Source organism: Micromonospora sp. NPDC005087 (assembly GCF_042872965.1).
Taxonomy (GTDB): Bacteria; Actinomycetota; Actinomycetes; order Mycobacteriales; family Micromonosporaceae; genus Micromonospora.
On record NZ_JBIALB010000008.1, the window covers coordinates 95,277 to 112,339 of the forward strand.

General features: G+C 72.8%; 16 protein-coding genes and 2 pseudogenes. 9 read left to right on the forward strand and 9 right to left on the reverse strand.

The window, feature by feature from the left end:
* Nucleotides 1–56: 56 nt before the first annotated feature.
* Together ACFYPS_RS19925 and ACFYPS_RS19930 are read left to right on the forward strand one after the other, a co-directional pair.
* Nucleotides 57–812, forward strand: a complete 756-nt coding sequence (locus ACFYPS_RS19925; protein WP_354963806.1) for a membrane protein insertase YidC — start codon at nucleotides 57–59, stop codon at nucleotides 810–812.
* Between the two features lie 71 nt (nucleotides 813–883).
* Entirely contained in the window at nucleotides 884–2,290 is a 1,407-nt protein-coding gene (locus ACFYPS_RS19930) for a carbohydrate-binding protein (protein WP_387326013.1), read from the forward strand.
* A gap of 30 nt (nucleotides 2,291–2,320) precedes the next feature.
* Here the strand turns inward: ACFYPS_RS19930 and ACFYPS_RS19935 are convergent, their stop codons facing one another.
* On the reverse strand, nucleotides 2,321–2,992 hold the full coding sequence (locus ACFYPS_RS19935) for a DedA family protein (protein WP_354963808.1): 672 nt from the start codon (nucleotides 2,990–2,992) through the stop codon (nucleotides 2,321–2,323).
* 100 nt (nucleotides 2,993–3,092) lie between these two features.
* Nucleotides 3,093–3,707, reverse strand: coding sequence for a DUF1349 domain-containing protein (locus ACFYPS_RS19940; protein ID WP_354963809.1), 615 nt, complete (start codon nucleotides 3,705–3,707; stop codon nucleotides 3,093–3,095).
* Nucleotides 3,708–3,800: 93 nt separating this feature from the next.
* Here ACFYPS_RS19940 and ACFYPS_RS19945 point away from each other — a divergent pair, with 93 nt between their 5' ends.
* Nucleotides 3,801–5,459, forward strand: a complete 1,659-nt coding sequence (locus ACFYPS_RS19945; RefSeq protein WP_354963810.1) for an alpha-amylase family protein — start codon at nucleotides 3,801–3,803, stop codon at nucleotides 5,457–5,459.
* Nucleotides 5,460–5,495: 36 nt separating this feature from the next.
* Nucleotides 5,496–6,254, forward strand: coding sequence for a 3-oxoacyl-ACP reductase FabG (gene fabG / locus ACFYPS_RS19950; RefSeq protein ID WP_354963811.1), 759 nt, complete (start codon nucleotides 5,496–5,498; stop codon nucleotides 6,252–6,254).
* 61 nt (nucleotides 6,255–6,315) lie between these two features.
* Here the strand turns inward: fabG and ACFYPS_RS19955 are convergent, their stop codons facing one another.
* The gene (locus tag ACFYPS_RS19955; protein WP_121657381.1) at nucleotides 6,316–6,732 is read right to left on the reverse strand and encodes a hypothetical protein; all 417 of its coding nucleotides are present in this window, start codon (nucleotides 6,730–6,732) and stop codon (nucleotides 6,316–6,318) included.
* Nucleotides 6,725–7,120, reverse strand: a complete 396-nt coding sequence (locus ACFYPS_RS19960; protein WP_354963812.1) for a hypothetical protein — start codon at nucleotides 7,118–7,120, stop codon at nucleotides 6,725–6,727. The genes ACFYPS_RS19955 and ACFYPS_RS19960 overlap by 8 nt, the downstream gene beginning before the upstream one ends.
* Before the next feature lie 242 nt (nucleotides 7,121–7,362).
* Here ACFYPS_RS19960 and ACFYPS_RS19965 point away from each other — a divergent pair, with 242 nt between their 5' ends.
* Nucleotides 7,363–8,265, forward strand: coding sequence for a Gfo/Idh/MocA family oxidoreductase (locus tag ACFYPS_RS19965; protein ID WP_354963813.1), 903 nt, complete (start codon nucleotides 7,363–7,365; stop codon nucleotides 8,263–8,265).
* A 491-nt stretch (nucleotides 8,266–8,756) separates the two neighbouring features.
* Nucleotides 8,757–9,554 carry an ErmE/ErmH/ErmO/ErmR family 23S rRNA (adenine(2058)-N(6))-methyltransferase gene (gene erm, locus ACFYPS_RS19970; RefSeq protein WP_354963814.1) on the forward strand — a complete coding sequence of 266 codons (798 nt, stop codon included), beginning with the start codon at nucleotides 8,757–8,759 and terminating at the stop codon, nucleotides 9,552–9,554.
* 11 nt (nucleotides 9,555–9,565) lie between these two features.
* Here erm and ACFYPS_RS19975 read toward each other — a convergent pair whose 3' ends face one another.
* Nucleotides 9,566–9,757, reverse strand: a complete 192-nt coding sequence (locus tag ACFYPS_RS19975) for a DUF2795 domain-containing protein (protein ID WP_354963815.1) — start codon at nucleotides 9,755–9,757, stop codon at nucleotides 9,566–9,568.
* A 118-nt stretch (nucleotides 9,758–9,875) separates the two neighbouring features.
* Here ACFYPS_RS19975 and ACFYPS_RS19980 point away from each other — a divergent pair, with 118 nt between their 5' ends.
* Entirely contained in the window at nucleotides 9,876–11,132 is a 1,257-nt protein-coding gene (locus ACFYPS_RS19980) for an erythromycin esterase family protein (protein WP_354963816.1), read from the forward strand.
* Nucleotides 11,133–11,153: 21 nt separating this feature from the next.
* Here ACFYPS_RS19980 and ACFYPS_RS19985 read toward each other — a convergent pair.
* The 4 genes and pseudogenes from ACFYPS_RS19985 to ACFYPS_RS20000 form a co-directional block, all read right to left on the reverse strand.
* Nucleotides 11,154–12,296: pseudogene (locus ACFYPS_RS19985) on the reverse strand (MMPL family transporter); the annotation flags it as partial.
* 6 nt (nucleotides 12,297–12,302) lie between these two features.
* Nucleotides 12,303–13,370 (reverse strand): annotated as a pseudogene (locus tag ACFYPS_RS19990) (MMPL family transporter); the annotation flags it as partial.
* Entirely contained in the window at nucleotides 13,370–13,957 is a 588-nt protein-coding gene (locus tag ACFYPS_RS19995; RefSeq protein WP_354963818.1) for a helix-turn-helix domain-containing protein, read from the reverse strand. The gene ACFYPS_RS19995 and the pseudogene ACFYPS_RS19990, both read right to left, overlap by 1 nt.
* A gap of 101 nt (nucleotides 13,958–14,058) precedes the next feature.
* Complete coding sequence (locus ACFYPS_RS20000; protein WP_354963819.1) at nucleotides 14,059–14,487, reverse strand: helix-turn-helix domain-containing protein; 429 nt, start codon at nucleotides 14,485–14,487, stop codon at nucleotides 14,059–14,061.
* Nucleotides 14,488–14,563: 76 nt separating this feature from the next.
* On the opposite strand from ACFYPS_RS20000, the gene ACFYPS_RS20005 reads away from it, so the two are divergent.
* Together ACFYPS_RS20005 and ligD are read left to right on the forward strand one after the other, a co-directional pair.
* A complete protein-coding gene (locus tag ACFYPS_RS20005) occupies nucleotides 14,564–16,015 on the forward strand; it encodes an MFS transporter (protein ID WP_354963820.1) in 1,452 nt (483 codons plus the stop codon).
* 31 nt (nucleotides 16,016–16,046) lie between these two features.
* Nucleotides 16,047–17,006 carry a non-homologous end-joining DNA ligase gene (ligD, locus tag ACFYPS_RS20010; RefSeq protein WP_354963821.1) on the forward strand — a complete coding sequence of 320 codons (960 nt, stop codon included), beginning with the start codon at nucleotides 16,047–16,049 and terminating at the stop codon, nucleotides 17,004–17,006.
* The last annotated feature ends 57 nt before the right edge of the window (nucleotides 17,007–17,063 follow it).

Here is a 17,063-nt window from a genome sequence, read left to right on the forward strand (position 1 = left end):
CGTCGGGCGGACGCCGCCGGGGGAGGACCCACCGGAATCGGACCGAGGGGTTTCCCATGCTCGCCTTCGCACCTCTGACCGGCGTGGTCGGCGCCGCCGGCACCGCGCTGTCCTGGCTCACCGATCTGCTCGAACCGTTGGCCGGCGGCATGGCGACCGCCGCCGCCATCGTGCTGCTCACCATCGCCGTGCGGTTGCTGATCTCGCCGCTCACCGTCGCCCAGGTCCGCGGGGAGCGGCGCCGCGCGGCGCTCGCCCCGCAGGTCCGTGATCTTCAGCGGCGGTACGCCGACGACCCGACGAAGCTCCAGAGCGAACTGTTCGGGCTGTACCGCTCGGCCGGCGCCAACCCGATCGCCGGCTGCCTGCCGTTGCTGCTCCAGGCACCGTTCCTGCTGGTGCTGTACCGGCTGTTCACCACGAGTGAGGGCGGCACCGGGCTGCTCCAGGAGCGGCTGGCCGGGGTGCCGCTGGGCCACCACCTCGGCGACGGGCTGGCCGGGGCGGCCGGTCCGCTCTTCGCCGTACTGCTGGCGGCGCTGCTGGTGTTGGCCTGGTGGTCGTCGCGGCGGGCCCGCCGGGCGTCGGCGGCGGTCGGCACGGTGGCCGGTACGCCCACCGAGGGCCCGGGTGCGGCGACGCTCGGTCGGCTGCTGCCCCTGCTGCCGTTCACGACGGTGCTGGTGGCGCTGGTGCTGCCACTCGCGGCGGTCATCTACCTGGTGACCACGACCGCCTGGTCGGCACTGGAGCAGGTGGTGCTCCGCCGGCCGCAGGCCACTCCGGCGCGCGCCGATATAGATCGACGTTGACAACTGTTTCGTTGGGACGTACAACTCTGAGAGAGCGCTCTCTCGACCCGTCCCCGCAGAGAGGCACATCCATGTCACCTCCTCCGGCGGCCATCGCCGCCCCGCCCGTCCGACGCCGGATGCTGGCGTCCGTCCTGCTCGTCGCCACCACCACCGCCCTGGCCGGGATCACCGTGACCGCGCAGGCCGCCGTGCCGCCCCCCGCCGCCGGTTGGAGCACCGTCTGGAGCGACGACTTCACCGGCGCCGTCGGCACCCTGCCGTCGCCGGCCAACTGGATCATCGACACCGGCCACAACTACCCCGGCGGCCCGGCCAACTGGGGCACCGGAGAGATCCAGAACTACACCGCCAGCACCGCCAACGTCAGCCACGACGGTGGTGGCAACCTGCGGATCACGCCGCTGCGCGATGGTGGGGGCGGCTGGACCTCCGCCCGGATCGAGACCGTGCGCAGCGACTTCAAGGCCCTGGCCGGCGGTGTGCTGGCCATCGAGGGCCGGATCCAGATGCCGAACGTCACCGGCGCCGCGGCGGCCGGCTACTGGCCGGCGTTCTGGGCGCTCGGCGCACCCTACCGGGGCAACTATCAGAATTGGCCGGGCATCGGCGAGTTCGACGTGATGGAGAACGTCAACGGCATCAACTCGGTCTGGGGAGTGCTGCACTGCGGCGTCGCGCCGGGCGGACCGTGCGACGAGTTCAACGGCATCGGCGCTTCCCGGGCCTGCCCGGGCGCGAGCTGCCAGTCCGCGTTCCACACCTACCGGTTCGAGTGGGACGTCTCCATCAGCCCGCAGCAACTGCGCTGGTACGTCGACGGGCAGCTCTACCACACCGTCACGCAGAGCCGGGTCGGCGAGCCGGCCTGGTCGCAGATGACCTCGCACGCCGGCTACTTCCTGCTGCTCAACGTGGCGATGGGCGGGACGTTCCCGAACGGGGTGGCGGGCAGCGGCACGCCGACCGCGGCGACCGTCCCCGGTCGGCCGATGCTGGTCGACTACGTGGCGGTGTACCGCCGCGGCGGCGGGACCACCCCGCCGCCCACCACCCCGCCGCCCGGCGGCAGCAGGGACGCGTACGGGCAGATCCAGGCCGAGGCGTTCAACGGGCAGAACGGGGTGCTCGTCGAGGCGTGCGCCGAGGGCGGGCAGAACATCGCCGCGCTCCGCAACGGGGACTGGGCGCGCTACGACGGCGTCGAGTTCGGCTCCGCAGTGCCCCGGGACTTCGTGGCCCGGGTGGCCTCCGGGGCCGGCGGTGGGGTGAGCGGTCTGGTCGAGGTGCGGTTGGACAGCCCGACCGCCGCGCTGATCGGCAGCTTCGCGATCGGCAACACCGGCGGCTGGCAGAGCTGGCGCTCGGTGCCCGGCAACGTCAGCGGCGTGACCGGCCGGCACACCGTCTACCTCACCTTCACCAGTGGGCAGCCCAACGACTTCGTCAACGTCAACTGGTTCACTTTCCGCCGCTGAACGCCCAGTTCGGCTGAGCGGGCACGCGGATCAGCGACCGGCGGTCACCGACCGCCGGTCGTCGCGCGTCCGGCGACGGCGGACCTTGCGGATCACCCAGCCGACCACCATGACGACGAAGACCGCGACGATCGCGTAGTTGAACCAGTCGCTGTACCGCTCGACGTCCTGCCAGCGGCTGCCGAGCGCGTAACCGGCGCCGACGATGAGGGCGTTCCACACCCCGCTGCCGATCGTGGTGAGCAGGATGAACTCGCCCAGCGGCATCCGGTTCGCCCCGGCCGGGACGGAGACCAGGCTGCGGACCACCGGCACGACGCGGCCGATCAGCACCGCCCACCGGCCGTGCCGCTCGAACCAGCGGTCGGCCCTCTCCAGGTCGTCGGCGTCCACCAGCGGGATGCGGTCCAGCCAGCGCTTGAGCCGCTCCTCACCCAGCGCCGCGCCGAGCCAGTAGAGCACCAGCGCGCCGGCCAGCGAGCCGACCGTCGCGGCCACCACCACGAGCACCACGTTGAACCGGCCCTCGCTGGCCAGGTAGCCGGCGAGCGCCAGCACGATCTCGCTGGGAATGGGCGGGACGATGCTCTCCAGCGCCACCAGCAGCGCGACACCGACCGGCCCCATCCCCTCGATCACGGTGGCCACCCAGCCGGTCAACCCGGTGAACCTGGTCGGGTCGACATTCTGGGCGAGCGCCATGGTCGGTCCTTCCGGGTCGGCGGCCGGGGGGATCGGATGGTCATACCCGATCGGTGCCCGGCCACACCTGCCGGTGAGCCGGGCCACCTCGCCGTGCCGGTCAGTGCTCCGGGTGCAGCGCGGTGTCGGCCGGCCCCTGCCGCCAGCCGGTGAACACCACGGTGAGGCCGGCGCGGACCGGCGCGCAGCAGAACGGCCCGGCCGTGGCCTCGGCCGTCGGGTCCAGCGGGGCGAGCCGGACCAGCCGCCACGGTTCGTCGTCGATCCGCGCCCGGACGGTCAGCGCGTCGCCGGCCCGGCTGACCCGGACCGTCACCTCCCGGCCCGCCCACTCCGGCACCGGTGCCACCGACCAGTCGGAGAACTCCCGGGTCACCACCGCGCCGAGCTGGAGTTCGACGTCGCTCACCTCGACACCGGCCTTGATCCAGTTGCGCTCGTCCACCCGGACCAGCGCACCGGCCTGGTCGAACTGCCCGGTGAGGTCGAGCCGGAAGCTCACCTCCATGGCGCTGCCGACCGGCAGCGGGGCGAGCAGGGCGGGGCCGTTGTCGTGCACGAACCCGTAGCTGGTCCGCCGCCAGAGGTCGCTCTCCGCCGCCGGTTCGACGACCAACTCGCCGGCCGGGCTCTCCTCGGCGCGGACCGGCGGATACAGCCAGCCGCCCCGGGCCCAGTCCAACGGTTCGCTCGGCGGTACGAGGTCGATCTCCATGACCGGCACGGTACCGGCCGGAAGCGACCGTCCCGGCTCCGCCGCCCGTCGGCCGGGTTTGCCGCGCCGATCCACGGGAGAAGTTCCTCCGGCATGGGTGACCGTTGGTATTCCGAAGCCGTCGTCTACTGCCTCGACATCGACACGTACGCCGATTCCGACGGCGACGGGGTTGGTGACATCCGTGGGCTGATCGGCCGGCTGGACTACCTGGCCCGGCTGGGCGTGACCTGCCTGTGGCTGCACCCGATCCACCCGTCACCCAACCGCGACGACGGCTACGACGCCACGGACTTCTACAACGTGGACCCGCGCTTCGGCACCCTCGGCGACTTCGCGGAGCTGCTGCACCAGGCGCAGAACCGTGGCATCCGCGTGATCATCGACCTGGTCGTCAACCACACCTCCGACGAGCACCCGTGGTTCCAGTCCGCCCGCTCGTCGCCGGACTCGCCGTACCGCGACTGGTTCGTCTGGTCCGACACCGAGCCGGCCGACCGGCACCAGGGCATGGTCTTCCCCGGTGAGCAGAACGAGACCTGGAGCTACGACCGCACCGCCAAGGCGTGGTTCTACCACCGGTTCTACAAGTTCCAGCCGGACCTCAACTTCGCCAACCCGGAGGTCCGGGCGGAGATCAAGAAGGTCATGTCGTTCTGGCTCCAGCTCGGCGTCTCCGGCTTCCGGATGGACGCGGTGCCGTTCATCATCGAGCTGACCGAGCCGGGCAACCCGAACTCGCCGAAGGACTTCGAGTTCCTCACCGAGATGCGCCAGCACGTGCAGTGGCGGCGCGGCGACGCGGTCCTGCTGGCCGAGGCGAACGTCGAGCCGGACCAGCTGCCGACGTTCTTCGGTGACGCCGGCGGCTCCGGCAACCGGATCCACATGCTCTTCGACTTCATGCTCAACGGTCGACTCATGCTGGCCCTCGCCCGACAGGATCCGGAGTCGCTGATCGAGGCGCTGCGGGACACCCCGACGCTGCCCGTCGGTGGGCAGTGGGCCACCTTCCTGCGTAACCACGACGAGATCGACCTGTCCCGGCTCACCACCGAACAGCGCAACCAGGTGTACGCGCAGTTCGGCCCGGACGAGAACATGCGCATCTACGACCGGGGCATCCGCCGCCGACTTGCCCCGATGCTCGGCAACGACCGGCGTCGCATCGAGCTGGCGTACGCCCTCCAGTTCTCGCTGCGCGGCACGCCGGTGCTGCGCTACGGCGAGGAAATCGGGATGGGGGAGGACCTGTCGCTGCCCGGCCGGGAGGCGATCCGTACCCCGATGCAGTGGTCGTACCAGCCGAACGCCGGCTTCTCCACAGCGGACCCGGAGAAGCTGGTCCGCCCGGTGATCGACAAGGGTGAGTTCGGCTACCAGAGGGTCAACGTCACGGCCCAGCGCGGTGACTCGAAGTCGCTGCTCGCCTGGTTCGAACGCATGATGCGGACGCTGCGTGAGGCACCGGAGGTCGGCTCCGGCTCGACCACCCACATCGACGTGCCCGCGCCGGCCGGGGTGCTGGCGCACCGGGCGGACGGGCCGACCGGGACGATGGTCTTCCTGCACAACCTGGGCGCCGACGACGTCGAGGTGGACCTGAGCACCCTGGAGGCGGAGGCCGACCTGCCGAACGACGTGCTCGCCGACCGCGGCTACGGAGAGCTGGGCAAGCTCGGCGCGGTCAAGCTCTCCGGCTACGGCTACCGCTGGATCCGGCTCTGTCGGGGCTCGGTGGGGACGGGTTAAGCTCCACCGACCGAGCCAAGTTACCCGGAGGTAATCATGTCGGAGGAGCCCCGCGTCGCCATCGTCACCGGAGCCGCACGCGGTATCGGTGCGGCCACCGCCCGCCGGCTGGCCGCCGACGGCATGGCCGTCGCCGTGGTCGACATCGAGGAGGCGGCCACCAAGGAGACCGTGGACGCCGTCGCCGGTGCCGGCGGCCGGGCCCTCGGCGTCGGCGCCGACGTCTCCGACCGGGCCCAGGTCGAAGCCGCCGTGGAGCGGATCGCCGCCGAGCTGGGCGCGCCCACCGTGCTGGTCAACAACGCCGGGGTGCTCCGCGACAACCTGCTGTTCAAGATGACCAACGCCGACTGGGACACGGTCATGGGGGTGCACCTGCGTGGCGCGTTTCTGTTCAGCCAGGCCGCCCAGAAGCACATGGTGGACCGCAGGTGGGGGCGGATCGTCAACCTGTCCAGCACCTCCGCGCTGGGCAACCGGGGCCAGGCGAACTACGCCGCCGCCAAGGCCGGTCTCCAGGGCTTCACCAAGACCCTCGCCATCGAGCTGGGACCGTTCGGGGTGACCGTGAACGCGGTGGCGCCCGGCTTCATCGTCACCGACATGACCGCCGCCACCGCCGCCCGGATGAAGGTGGACTTCGAGGACCTCCAGAAGCACGCCGCCGCCGAGATCCCGGTACGTCGCCCGGGCCGGCCGGAGGACGTCGCGCACACCATCTCGTTCCTGGCCAGCGAGGGGGCGGGATTCGTCTCCGGCCAGGTCATCTACGTGGCCGGCGGCCCGCGGAACTGACCCGTACCCGTCGAGGGCGCTCCATGCACGAGGGAGCGCCCTCGACGTGTGCGCGGGTCGTTCAGGCGGGGTCGCGGCGGGTGCGCCAGAGCCAGAACAGGCCGAGCACCGGCAGCACCAGCGGGATGTAGCCGTACCCGCTGCCGAACTGCGACCAGACCGTCTCGTCGGGGAAGAGTTCCTTGTCGGCCAGGCTCAGGATGCCGACCGCGACCACCCCGACCAGCTCCAGTGAACAGCAGGCCAGCGCGACCCGTCGGCCGGTGTGCCCGGCACGGGCCAACCCCACCGCGGCGACGATGTAGATGAGCGCGGCCAGCGCGGAGAGCAGGTACGCCACCGGCGCCTCGTCGAACCTCGTGGCGATCTGCAGGCCTGCCCGGCTGGTCGCCGCGATGGCGAAGAGCAGGTAGACCGCGATCAGCAGCCGGCCCGGACCGGTGTTCGTCGCGCGCCGGGCCGGTCGTGTCTCAACCACCGATGACCTCCCAGGTCTGCTGCAATCGGACGACCACCACCGGGGCCACCAGGCAGACCGCGCAGACGATCGCCGAACCCCAGCGGGTCGGCTCCATCCGGGCCAGCACCCAGGCCAGCGGCGGCAGGCAGACCAGCGTGACGAGGTAGCCGAAGAAGGCGCCGGGCTCGCCGGGCCGATCCCCGCCGCCGACCGCGACCAGCGCCAGCACGCTCAACGCGAGCAGTGCCAGTTCCAGGACGGCCAGGCCGGCGAACTGCACCCGGTCCGGTGGCCGGTGGCGTACCGCCGCCACCAGTGCCCACACCGCGACGAGCAACGACAGCACGATCGACGCCGTCGCGAGAATCCCGTCCACCGGCGAGTTGGCCGCTGCCGCACTGGTCATCGGCCCCACCCGGTCGTTGCCTCGGTCACCGGCACAGCCTACTAACCGTCGTAGTACGTCGGCGACCCTGCCTCGCTGTCCTCCGCCACCGCTGTCGAGCGGCCGGGCCATGGCCGGCCGGGCGGAGACCGGAACCTGCGGGCTCGGGGTTGGTCGACCCGCCGCCGTCACGGCTGGTGGGGCGACTAGCGTGGATCACGCCCGTGGCGTCGTCGCGGTGCGGGGAAACGGCGGAGGTACACGTGCTGCGGTTCGGCTTGTTCGGCACCGGTCACTGGGCGATCGAGACGCACGGGAAGGCGCTGCACGCACACCCGGACGCGGAGTTGGTCGGCGTCTGGGGGCGCAACCCGGAGCGGGCCGCCGCGCTGGCCGAGCGGTACGGGGTGCCGGCGTACGCCGACGTCGACGCGTTGCTCGAGGTGTGCGACGCGGTCGCGGTCGCGCTGCCGCCGAACATCCAGGCCGACATCGCGACCCGGGCGGCCGCCGCCGGCCGGCACCTGCTGCTGGACAAGCCGCTGGCGCTGACCGTCGAGGACGCCGACCGGGTGGTCGCGGCGGCGGAGGCGTCGGGGGTCGCCTCGGTCGTCTTCTTCACCCAGCGGTTCCAGCCGAACGTGACCGCGTTCCTCGCCGCCACCGCAGCCGCCGGGGGCTGGCAGCACGGGCGGACCGTCGCGTTCGCCTCGATCTTCCAGGAGGGCAGCCCGTACGGCGGTTCGCTGTGGCGCCGGGAGCACGGCGCGCTCTGGGACATCGCCCCGCACGCGCTCTCCATCATCCTGCCGGTGCTGGGTCGGGTGACCCGGGTGGCCGCGATGGACGGACCGAGCGGGATGGTGCACCTGCTGCTCACCCACGACGGTGGCGCCACCAGCAGCGCCTCGCTCTCCCTGGACGCCCCGAGCGAGTCGATGACCCGCGAGTTCGTGTTCTACGGCGAGAACGGCATCGAGACCGTCCCGGTCGGCGACAACGACCCGGCCACGGCGTTCGGTGTGGCGATCGACCAGCTCGTGGAGCAGGTGCGGGCGGGCACCCGCGACCACCGCTGCGACGTCCGGTTCGGCCGTGAGGTCGTCGCCATTCTCGCCGCCGCCGAAACCGCCCGCGCCGAATCCCGCACCATCCCCCTCCCGTAACCCCCCATCCGCACCCCGCCCCCGCCGCCTGTTGATCAAGAGGTTTGCGTCAACCGGCGCGGCGTGTCGTGACGCAAACCTCTTGATCACCGGGCGGCGGGGGCGGGTGGGCGTTAATCGGTGGGGTTGACGTGGGGGGTTGGTTAGGGTGGCGGGATGTTTACGCATGCCCTGATCGAGGGGGTCGGTACGCCGGCCGCCTGGGGCCCGATGCTGGTGTCCCGCCCGCGAGTCCGGCGTCCGGCCCTGGCCGGCCGGGACGCGACCCGCCGCTGATCGGTCCATCTCCGCGGTGCGCCGGGGTTGAGCCCCGCCGCTGCTGATCGGCTCATTCCTGCCGCCGCACGGGGCTGCCGCCCCGTCGCCGCCGCACCTTCGCGTACCCGTGTCATCGTCCAGGGCCGTCCGAGTCCCGATCCACTCGGACAGGCCCGGAATCCCGGCTGCCTGTCCAGCCCGTCGCCGAACGGCGACAGACAGGACGACGACCCGTGGCGCCCCGCAACTTCCGACCAACCGAACGCGACCGGTCCCGTCGCGTACTCAGCCAGAACTTTCTCGTCGACCGGGCCGCGGTGGCACGGCTCGTCCGCGCGGCCGACCCCGATCCGGACGGGCTCCTGCTGGAGGTCGGCGCCGGTCGCGGCCAGCTGACCCGACCGCTCGCCGCCCGCTGCGGGCGACTGACGGCGTACGAGGTGGACCCGGCCGCCGGCCGGGAGCTGGTTGCCGTCTGCGCGGCCCTGCCCAACGTCGAGCACCGGCAGGCCGACTTCCTCGCCGCCGAGCCGCCACCGGAGCCGTTCGCGGTGGTCGGCAACATCCCGTGGTCGCTGACGTCCGCGGTGGTGTGGTGGTGCCTGGCCGCGCCCCGGTTGCGCTCGGCCACCCTGCTCACCCAGCTGGAGTACGCCCGTCGCCGCAGTGGCGACTACGGCCGGTGGACCCGGCTCACCGTGTCGACCTGGCCGGAGGTCGACTGGCGGCTTGCCGGGCGGGTGCCGCGTACCGCGTTCCGGCCGGTGCCTGCGGTGGATGCCGGGATCCTGCGGATCGACCGACGGGCGGAGCCGCTGCTGCCCCGGGCCGCCCTGCCGGCGTACCGAAGGCTGGTGGCGGTGGGCTTCGAGGGCGTCGGCGGTTCGCTGGCGGCGACCCTGCGCCGGCACCACCCGCCGGCCCGGGTGGCCGCGGCGCTGCGCGCCACCCGGACGGCGCCGGACACCCCGGTCGGGTACGTCTGGCCGGAGCAGTGGCTGGTCCTCTTCCGACTGCTGCACGCCCGCTGACCGCAGCGGGGTCAGGAGAGGGTTGTCAGCGCCGCGTTCAGCTCGTCCGGGGACTCGAACTGCTCCATCGGCAACGCCTGGAACATCTGCAACATCGCCGTGCTGGCCCCGTTCTCCTGGCCCCAGCGGACCAGGTCCTCGCGGGAGACCGGGTAGTCGAGCCCGGCCAGGTACTCCTGCAACTGAATCCCGGTGACGGTCATGCCGGCCGGCTACCCGCTCGTCGTACGCGTACACCGGTCGGCCGGGCGGCCGGCGGACGGCGTGTCGCCCGGCGGCGCGCCGACGGTTTGTCGGAGCGGCCGCCGGGTAGCCGCGGACATGCTGGTTCAGCGGCTCGGCGCGCCGAGCGACTTCGACCCGTTGCTGGAGCGCGTCCGGGACGCCCGGGTGGTGATGATCGGCGAGTCCACCCACGGCAGCTACGACTACTACCGGCTGCGCGAGCAGCTCACCCGCCGGCTGATCGCGGAGTGCGGCTTCTCGTTCGTGGCCGTCGAAGGCGACTGGCCGGACTGTGACCGGGTGCACCGCTCGGTCACCGGTGCGCCGGGCGGCGCTCTCGACCCGCAGGCGGCGCTCGAGCGGTTCGAGCGGTGGCCGACCTGGATGTGGGCCAACGCCGAGGTGGCTCGGTTCTGCCGCTGGCTGCGGGCGTGGAACCTGGAGCGCGCGGAGGGCCAACGGGCTGGATTCCACGGGCTCGACGTGTACAGCCTCTGGGAGTCGATGCAGGCGATCTTCGACTATCTGGGGGAGGAGGATCCGACCTCGCTGGAGGCGGCGCAGGACGCGTACCGGTGCTTCGAGCCGTACGGCAAGCGGGTCGAGGAGTACGGCGCGGCCAGCCGGTTCGTCTCCGCCCGGTGCGAGGAGGAGGTGGTGCGACTGCTGGCCAGGACCCGGGAGCAGGCACTCTCCGACGGCCCGGACCGCTTCTCGGCGTGGCAGAACGCGGAGGTGGTGGCCGGCGCGGAGCGTTACTACCGGGCGATGGTGACCGGCGGACCGGATTCGTGGAACATCCGCGACATCCACATGCAGGACACCCTGGACCGGCTGCTGGACCGGTACGGCCCGGACGCCCGCGGGATCGTCTGGGCGCACAACACCCACGTCGGGGACGCCCGGGCCACCGACATGGTCACCGACGGGATGATCAACATCGGCCAGTTGGCCCGGGAGCGGCACGGCGACGACGCCGTGGCGCTGATCGGCTTCGGCAGCTACCGGGGTACGGCGATCGCCGCCCCCCGATGGGGGTCACCGGCCGAGGCGATGGTCGTCCCGCCGGCCCGGGAGGGATCGGTGGAGCGGCGGCTGCACCAGCTGATGCCGGAGCGGGCGGTGCTGGTCTTCGGCGGCGACGACCAGCCGGGCTGGGTCACCGGCACCGCGGACCACCGGGCGATCGGAGTGGTCTACGACCCGTCCTTCGAGTCCTGGGGCAACTACGTGCCCACCCGACTCGGCGAACGCTACGACGCCTTCATCTGGTGCGACGAGACCACCGCCCTGCACCCGCTGCCCGTCCCGGCCGTCTCCGGCGAGATGGAGACCTACCCCGCCGGCGTCTGACCGGGCCGGGCAGCGGGAGGGTCAGACGCCGGCCGGGGTGCGGTCCGTGAGCTTCGCGCGCAGGCCTTCACCCTCGATGTCGACGTTCGGTAGGGCGCGGTTGAGCCAGCGCGGGAGCCACCAGGCGCGGTCGCCGAGCAGCGACATTATTGCGGGAACGATGGTCATCCGCACCACGAAGGCGTCGATGGCCACACCCACGGCGAGCGCGAAGCCCATCGACTTGATCACCGGATCCTCCAGGAAGGCGAAGCCTCCGAAGACCGAGATCATGATGAGTGCGGCGGCGGTGACCACCCGGGCGCCGTGCCCCATGCCGCTGATGGTGGCCTGCCGGGCCGACTCGCCGTTCACGAAGTCCTCCCGCATGCGGGACACCAGGAACACCTCGTAGTCCATCGCGAGCCCGAACAGGATCCCGATGAGCAGGATCGGCAGGAAGCTGATCAGCGGGCCCGGGGTGTCCAGGCCGACGAGGTCGGCGAGGTGCCCCTGCTGGAAGACCGCCACCGTGATGCCGAACGTGGCGGCGACGGTCAGCAGGAAGCCCAGCGCGGCCTTGACCGGCACCAGCAGCGAACGGAACACCAGCATCAGCAGCAGCACCGAGAGCCCGACCACCAGCAGCAGATAGACCGGCAGCGCGTCGGAGAGCTTCTCGGAGACGTCGATGCCGATCGCGGTGACGCCGGTGAGCAGCACGTCCGCGTCGCGGATCCCGCCCACGGAGGCACGGATGTCGTGCACCAGGGTTTCGGTGGCCTCGTCGGTCGGGCCGGTCTTCGGCACCACCCCGAGCAGGGCGGTCCGGCCGTCCGGGCTGAGCTGCGCCGGCGCCACCGCGAGCACGTTGTCGGTGCGCTGGAGCAGCGCGGTGACCTGCGGCACCGCGGCCGAGGTGGCCTGTGGCGTGTCGCCCGCGACCACCACCGCGAGGCGGCCGGTGAAGCCCGCACCGAAGCCCTCGGTGGTCAGGTCGTTCGACACCCGGGCGGGCGAGCCGGCGGCCGCCGTGGAGGCGTCCGGCAGGGCCAGCCGCATGTCCGGCGTGGGCAGCGCGAGGACTCCGAGGCCGAGCAGGCCGACGAGGATGACCGGTACGCGGAACCGGGTGACCAGCCGCGCCCAGCGGAAGCCGAAGCCGGACCGGTCCTCGGACCGCGCGGTGGCGGTAGCCGGGCGGTCGGCGTCCGTGTCGTCGGCCGGGATGCTGTCGGCGGTGACCGAGCGCAGCCGGCGGGGAAGCACCCGGCGACCGGCGAAGCCGAGCAGCGCGGGCTGGAGGGTGATGGCGACGAGCACCGCGACGGTGACCGTGCCGGCGGCGGCGAGACCCATCACGGTGAGGAACGGAATGTCCACCACGGCGAGCCCGGCCAGGGCGATGACGACGGTGGCGCCCGCGAAGACCACGGCGGAGCCGGCCGTACCCACGGCCCGGCCGACCGCCTCCTCGGGGGACAGGCCGTCGAGCAGGTTCTGCCGGTGCCGGGAGGTGATGAACAGCGAGTAGTCGATGCCGACCGCGAGGCCGAGCATCAGCGCCAGGATCGGCGCGGTGCTGGTCAACTGCACGACGCTGCTCAGCGCGAACAGGCCGGCCATGCCGACGCCCACGCCGATGAGGGCGTTGAGCATCGTCATGCCGGCGGCCACCAGCGAGCCGAACGTGATGATCAGTACGATCGCGGCGACCAGCACACCGAGCGCCTCGGTGGAGCCGATCTCCGGCTCACCGCCCAGCACCTCGCCGCCCGGGGCGACCTGCCAGCCCTGCGCCTCGGCCGCCGCGCCGACCTGCTCGTACGCGGTCTTCTGCTCGTCGGTCACCTCGTCCGCTCCGGTGGCGAACTGGACCTGGACCAGCGCGTACCGGCCGTTGGGCGAGACGGCGCCGACCTGGAACGGGTCGACGGCGCCGACCACGCCGGGCAGTGTCGATGCCTGCTGGACGATCTCCTGCACCACGGCCTGGCCCTGCGGGCTGGCCAACTGGCCGTCACCCGGTGCCTTGACCGCGATGGTGCCGGTGGCGCCACTGGCTGCGGGGAACTGCTGCGCGAGCAGGTCGAGCGCCCGCTGGCTCTCGGTGCCGGGCATGGTGAAGTTGCTCGCCGTCGGGCCGCGCAGGGTCGCCGCGGCCAGGCCGGCGACGACGAGTACGACGAGCCAGAGCGCGACGACGAGCCGTCGCCGACGCAGCGCGCCCCGGCCGAGCCGGTAGAGCAGGGTGGCCATCAGGATTCCTTGTCCTCGGTCGTGGGTGGTTGGGGCAGGGGGGACTCGACGGGCTCGACGGCCCGCCGGACGAGGGCGAGCAGGGCGGGGCGCAACTCGTCGTCGGGAACGTCGACGAACTCGGCGCACGCCTCGGAAATGCCGGCGAGCAGCACCAGCGCGGCGATCCGGGCGCCTGGCCGGTCGGAGTGCCCGGCGAAGGCGTCCCGCAGGCGCTCGGAGATCTGCTGGATGTGCGCGAAGGCCGGCTGGGCCAGCAGCTCCGGGAACTCGCCGCGGAGCAGCGCGATCTCCCGCCGGAAGCGCACCGCGAGGTCGACGAAGCCCGCGGCGGCGACCTGCTGGGCGGCCCCGCCGGTCAGGCCGGTGAGCCGGTCGTCGAGCTCCTGCAGGACGGCGATGGCCGGGGCCATCAGCTCGGCGAGCAGGGCTTCCTTGTTGGCGAAGTGGTAGAGCACGGTGGCCTTGGAGCAGCCGACCTCGCGGGCGATGTCCTGCAACGAGGTGCCCCGGTAGCCGGTCACCGCGAACCGTCGCGCCGCCGCGGCGAGGATCTCGCCGTGCGTCTCGGACACCGCTCTGGCCATCACCGGTCCACCTCCCGCAGACCAGCATGCCTGACCGATCGGTCAGACCCTGACCGATCGGTCAGATTGCCACGGTGGCGTTCCCCACACCCCGGCCCGGTTTAACCGGCGTGCTCCGCGTCGTACCTGGTCCGCGCCTCGGCGATGCCCCGGCGGTGCCGCTCGGCCCAGCTGGTCAGCGCCACCAGCGACTCGTAGAGCTCCAACGCCATCGGGGTCGCCGTGTACTCGACCTTGGGTGGGACGGTCGGATAGACCGTGCGGTGCAGCAGGCCGTCGCGTTCCAGGTTGCGCAGGGTCAGCGTGAGCATCCGGCGGCTGATCCCCTCGATGTGCCGCTCCAGTTCGGTGAAGCGCACCGGGCCATTCGAGGCGGACACCAGGATGCTGATGCTCCACTTGCCGCCGACCCGGTCGAGCACCTCGCGGACGGTGCACGCCCGGGCCTGACCTGTGGTGAACGGCACGTTCCCCGGCGCGCAGGTCAGCTCGACCAGCGCGGACACATCGCTGTTCCTCTGGGACATCACAGTGCCTCCTTCCGCCCTCACTCATGGTCACAGACGATGGCGTCGGTAACAAACCATGCACCAAGGAGGCGTTCCGATGGACCGTTCGGTCCCGTCCCGCTGGCCGGCGCTGCTCGTGCTCTGCGCCGGCAGCCTGATGATCATCCTGGACGGCAGCGTCGTCGCGGTGGCGCTGCCCGCCGTGCAACGCGACCTGGGCTTCACCGCCGCCGGCCTGGCCTGGGTGGTCAACGCCTACCTGGTCGCTTTCGGCGGGCTGCTGCTGCTCTCCGGCCGCCTCGGCGACCTGCTCGGCCGGCGGCGGATCTTCCTGGCCGGCATCGCGCTGTTCACCCTGGCCTCGCTGGCCTGCGCGCTGGCCACCGGGCCGGCCGTCCTGGTCGGCGCCCGCTTCGGCCAGGGTGTCGGCGGCGCGCTGGCCATGGCGGTCAGCCTCGGCATGATCGTCCGGCTCTATCCCGAGCCGGCCGAGCGGGCCCGCGCGATCGCCGTCTTCAGTTTCACCGGGGCGGCGGGGGCGTCGGTCGGCACGGTGGCCGGTGGGGTGCTCACCGAGCTGGCCGGCTGGCGGTCGATCTTCCTGGTCAACCTGCCGATCGGGGCGGCCATCGTGCTGGCCGCCGTCCGCCGGCTCCCCGCCGAGCGGGGCATCGGCCTGCGGTCGGGCCTGGACCTGCCCGGCGCGCTGCTCGCCACCGCCGGACTGATGGCCGCCGTGCTGGGCATCGTGGGGACCGGTGAGCACGGCTGGACCAGCCCGCGGACCCTCGGCGCGGCGGCGCTCGCGGCGTTGCTGCTCAGCGGGTTCGCGGTCCGCCAGCGGGTGGCGCCCGTCCCGCTTCTGCCGGCCCGCGTGCTGCGCGTCCCCGGCCTGGTCGCGGCGAACGCCGTGCAGTTCCTCATGATCTCCGGGTACTTCGGCTTCCAGTTCCTGCTCGCCGTGGAGCTGCAACTGGTTCTCGGGCTGGACGCGGCGGCGACCGGCTGGGCCTTCCTGCCCACCCCGGTGGTGATCGCGGTGGTGTCGCTGGGCCTGGCCGGTCGGCTGATCGCCCGGTGGGGCGCCCGGGCCGTGCTGCTGGCCGGGCTCGGCCTGGCCACCGTCGGTTTCCTGCTGCTCGGTCGGCTGCCCGCCGACGGCGGCTACCTCGCCGACGTGCTTCCCGCGATGCTGATCTTCGGGGTGGCCGGTGGCCTGACCCTGCCGGCGGTCACCACGCTCGCCATGGCCGGCGCAACCGACGCGGACGCCGGGCTGGCGTCCGGGCTGGCCAACACCACCCAGCAGGTCGGCGGGGCGGTCGGGCTGGCCGCGCTGGCGACCCTGGCCGCCACGCGCACCGAGGGTCTGCGGGCCGCCGGCTGGGCCGAGGTGGCAGCACTGGCCGGCGGCTACCGGATCGCGTTCACCGTCGCCGCCGCCCTGGTGGTCGCCGCGCTGCTGGTCGCGCTGACCACGCTGCCGGGTGCCCGGCGCGCCGCGCCGCGCGCCGGAATCGAGCGGCAGCGAAGCGCCGCGTCCAGTTGACCGACGGCGTCGGGGCCGGGAGGGTGAGCGGGTGAGCGAGGCTGACGAAACCCGGGACGGGGTGGCCCTGACCAACCTCGACCAGCCGCTGTCCGACCGCGACGACGCGACCAAGCGCGACCTGGTCGACTACCTCGACGCGGTCTGGGACCGGATCCTCCCGCAGTTGCGGGACCGGCCGTTGTCGGTGATCCGGGTCCGCCCCGGCCAGCCGCCGTTCATGCAGAAGAATCTGCCCCGCTACACCCCGGACTGGGTCCGCCGGGTGCCGGTCTGGGCCGAGGCGTCACACCGGGAGGTCTCGTACGCCCTCTGCGACGACCGGCGCACCCTGCTCTGGTTCGCCAACCAGCGGGCGGTGGAGTACCACCCGACGCTGGCCACCGCGGCGGACCTGCACCGCCCGACCCACCTGGTGCTCGACCTGGACCCGCCGGAGGGGGACGGGTTCGCCGCGGCGGTCGGCGCCGCGCTGCTGGTTCGCCAGGCGCTCGCCGACGCCGGCCTGTCCGGGGCCGTCAAGACCAGTGGTGCCAAGGGTGTGCACGTCTTCGTCCCGATCTCCGACGGCCCCACGGCCGAGGAGCTGGCCGCCGCCACCCGGGCGGTGGCCGCCCGGGCCGAGCGGCTGGACCCGGCGCTGGCCACCACGGCGTTCATCCGGGAGGACCGGGGCGGCCGGGTCTTCGTGGACGCCACGCGGGCCGGTGGGGCGACCGTGGTGGCCGCGTACAGCCCGCGGCTGCGCCCCGGGATGCCGGTCTCCTTTCCGGTCGACTGGGCCGACCTGACCGAGGTGACCCCGGCCGATTTCACCATCCGGACCGTGCCGGCTCTGGTGGCCGGGGCCGACCCGTGGGCCGCGTCGATGCCGGCGCCGCAGCCGCTGCCCGCCGACCTCGTGGCCGAGGGGCGGACCATCCCGGTGGCCCGGGTGCAGGCCATGCACGAGGGGAAGCGCCGAGCCCGCGCCCGCCGCGAAGCCGGCTGACGGTACGCCCCGACGAGCCGTGGTCTCCGCGGGCGAGGGCGCTCCCGCGGAGGCCAT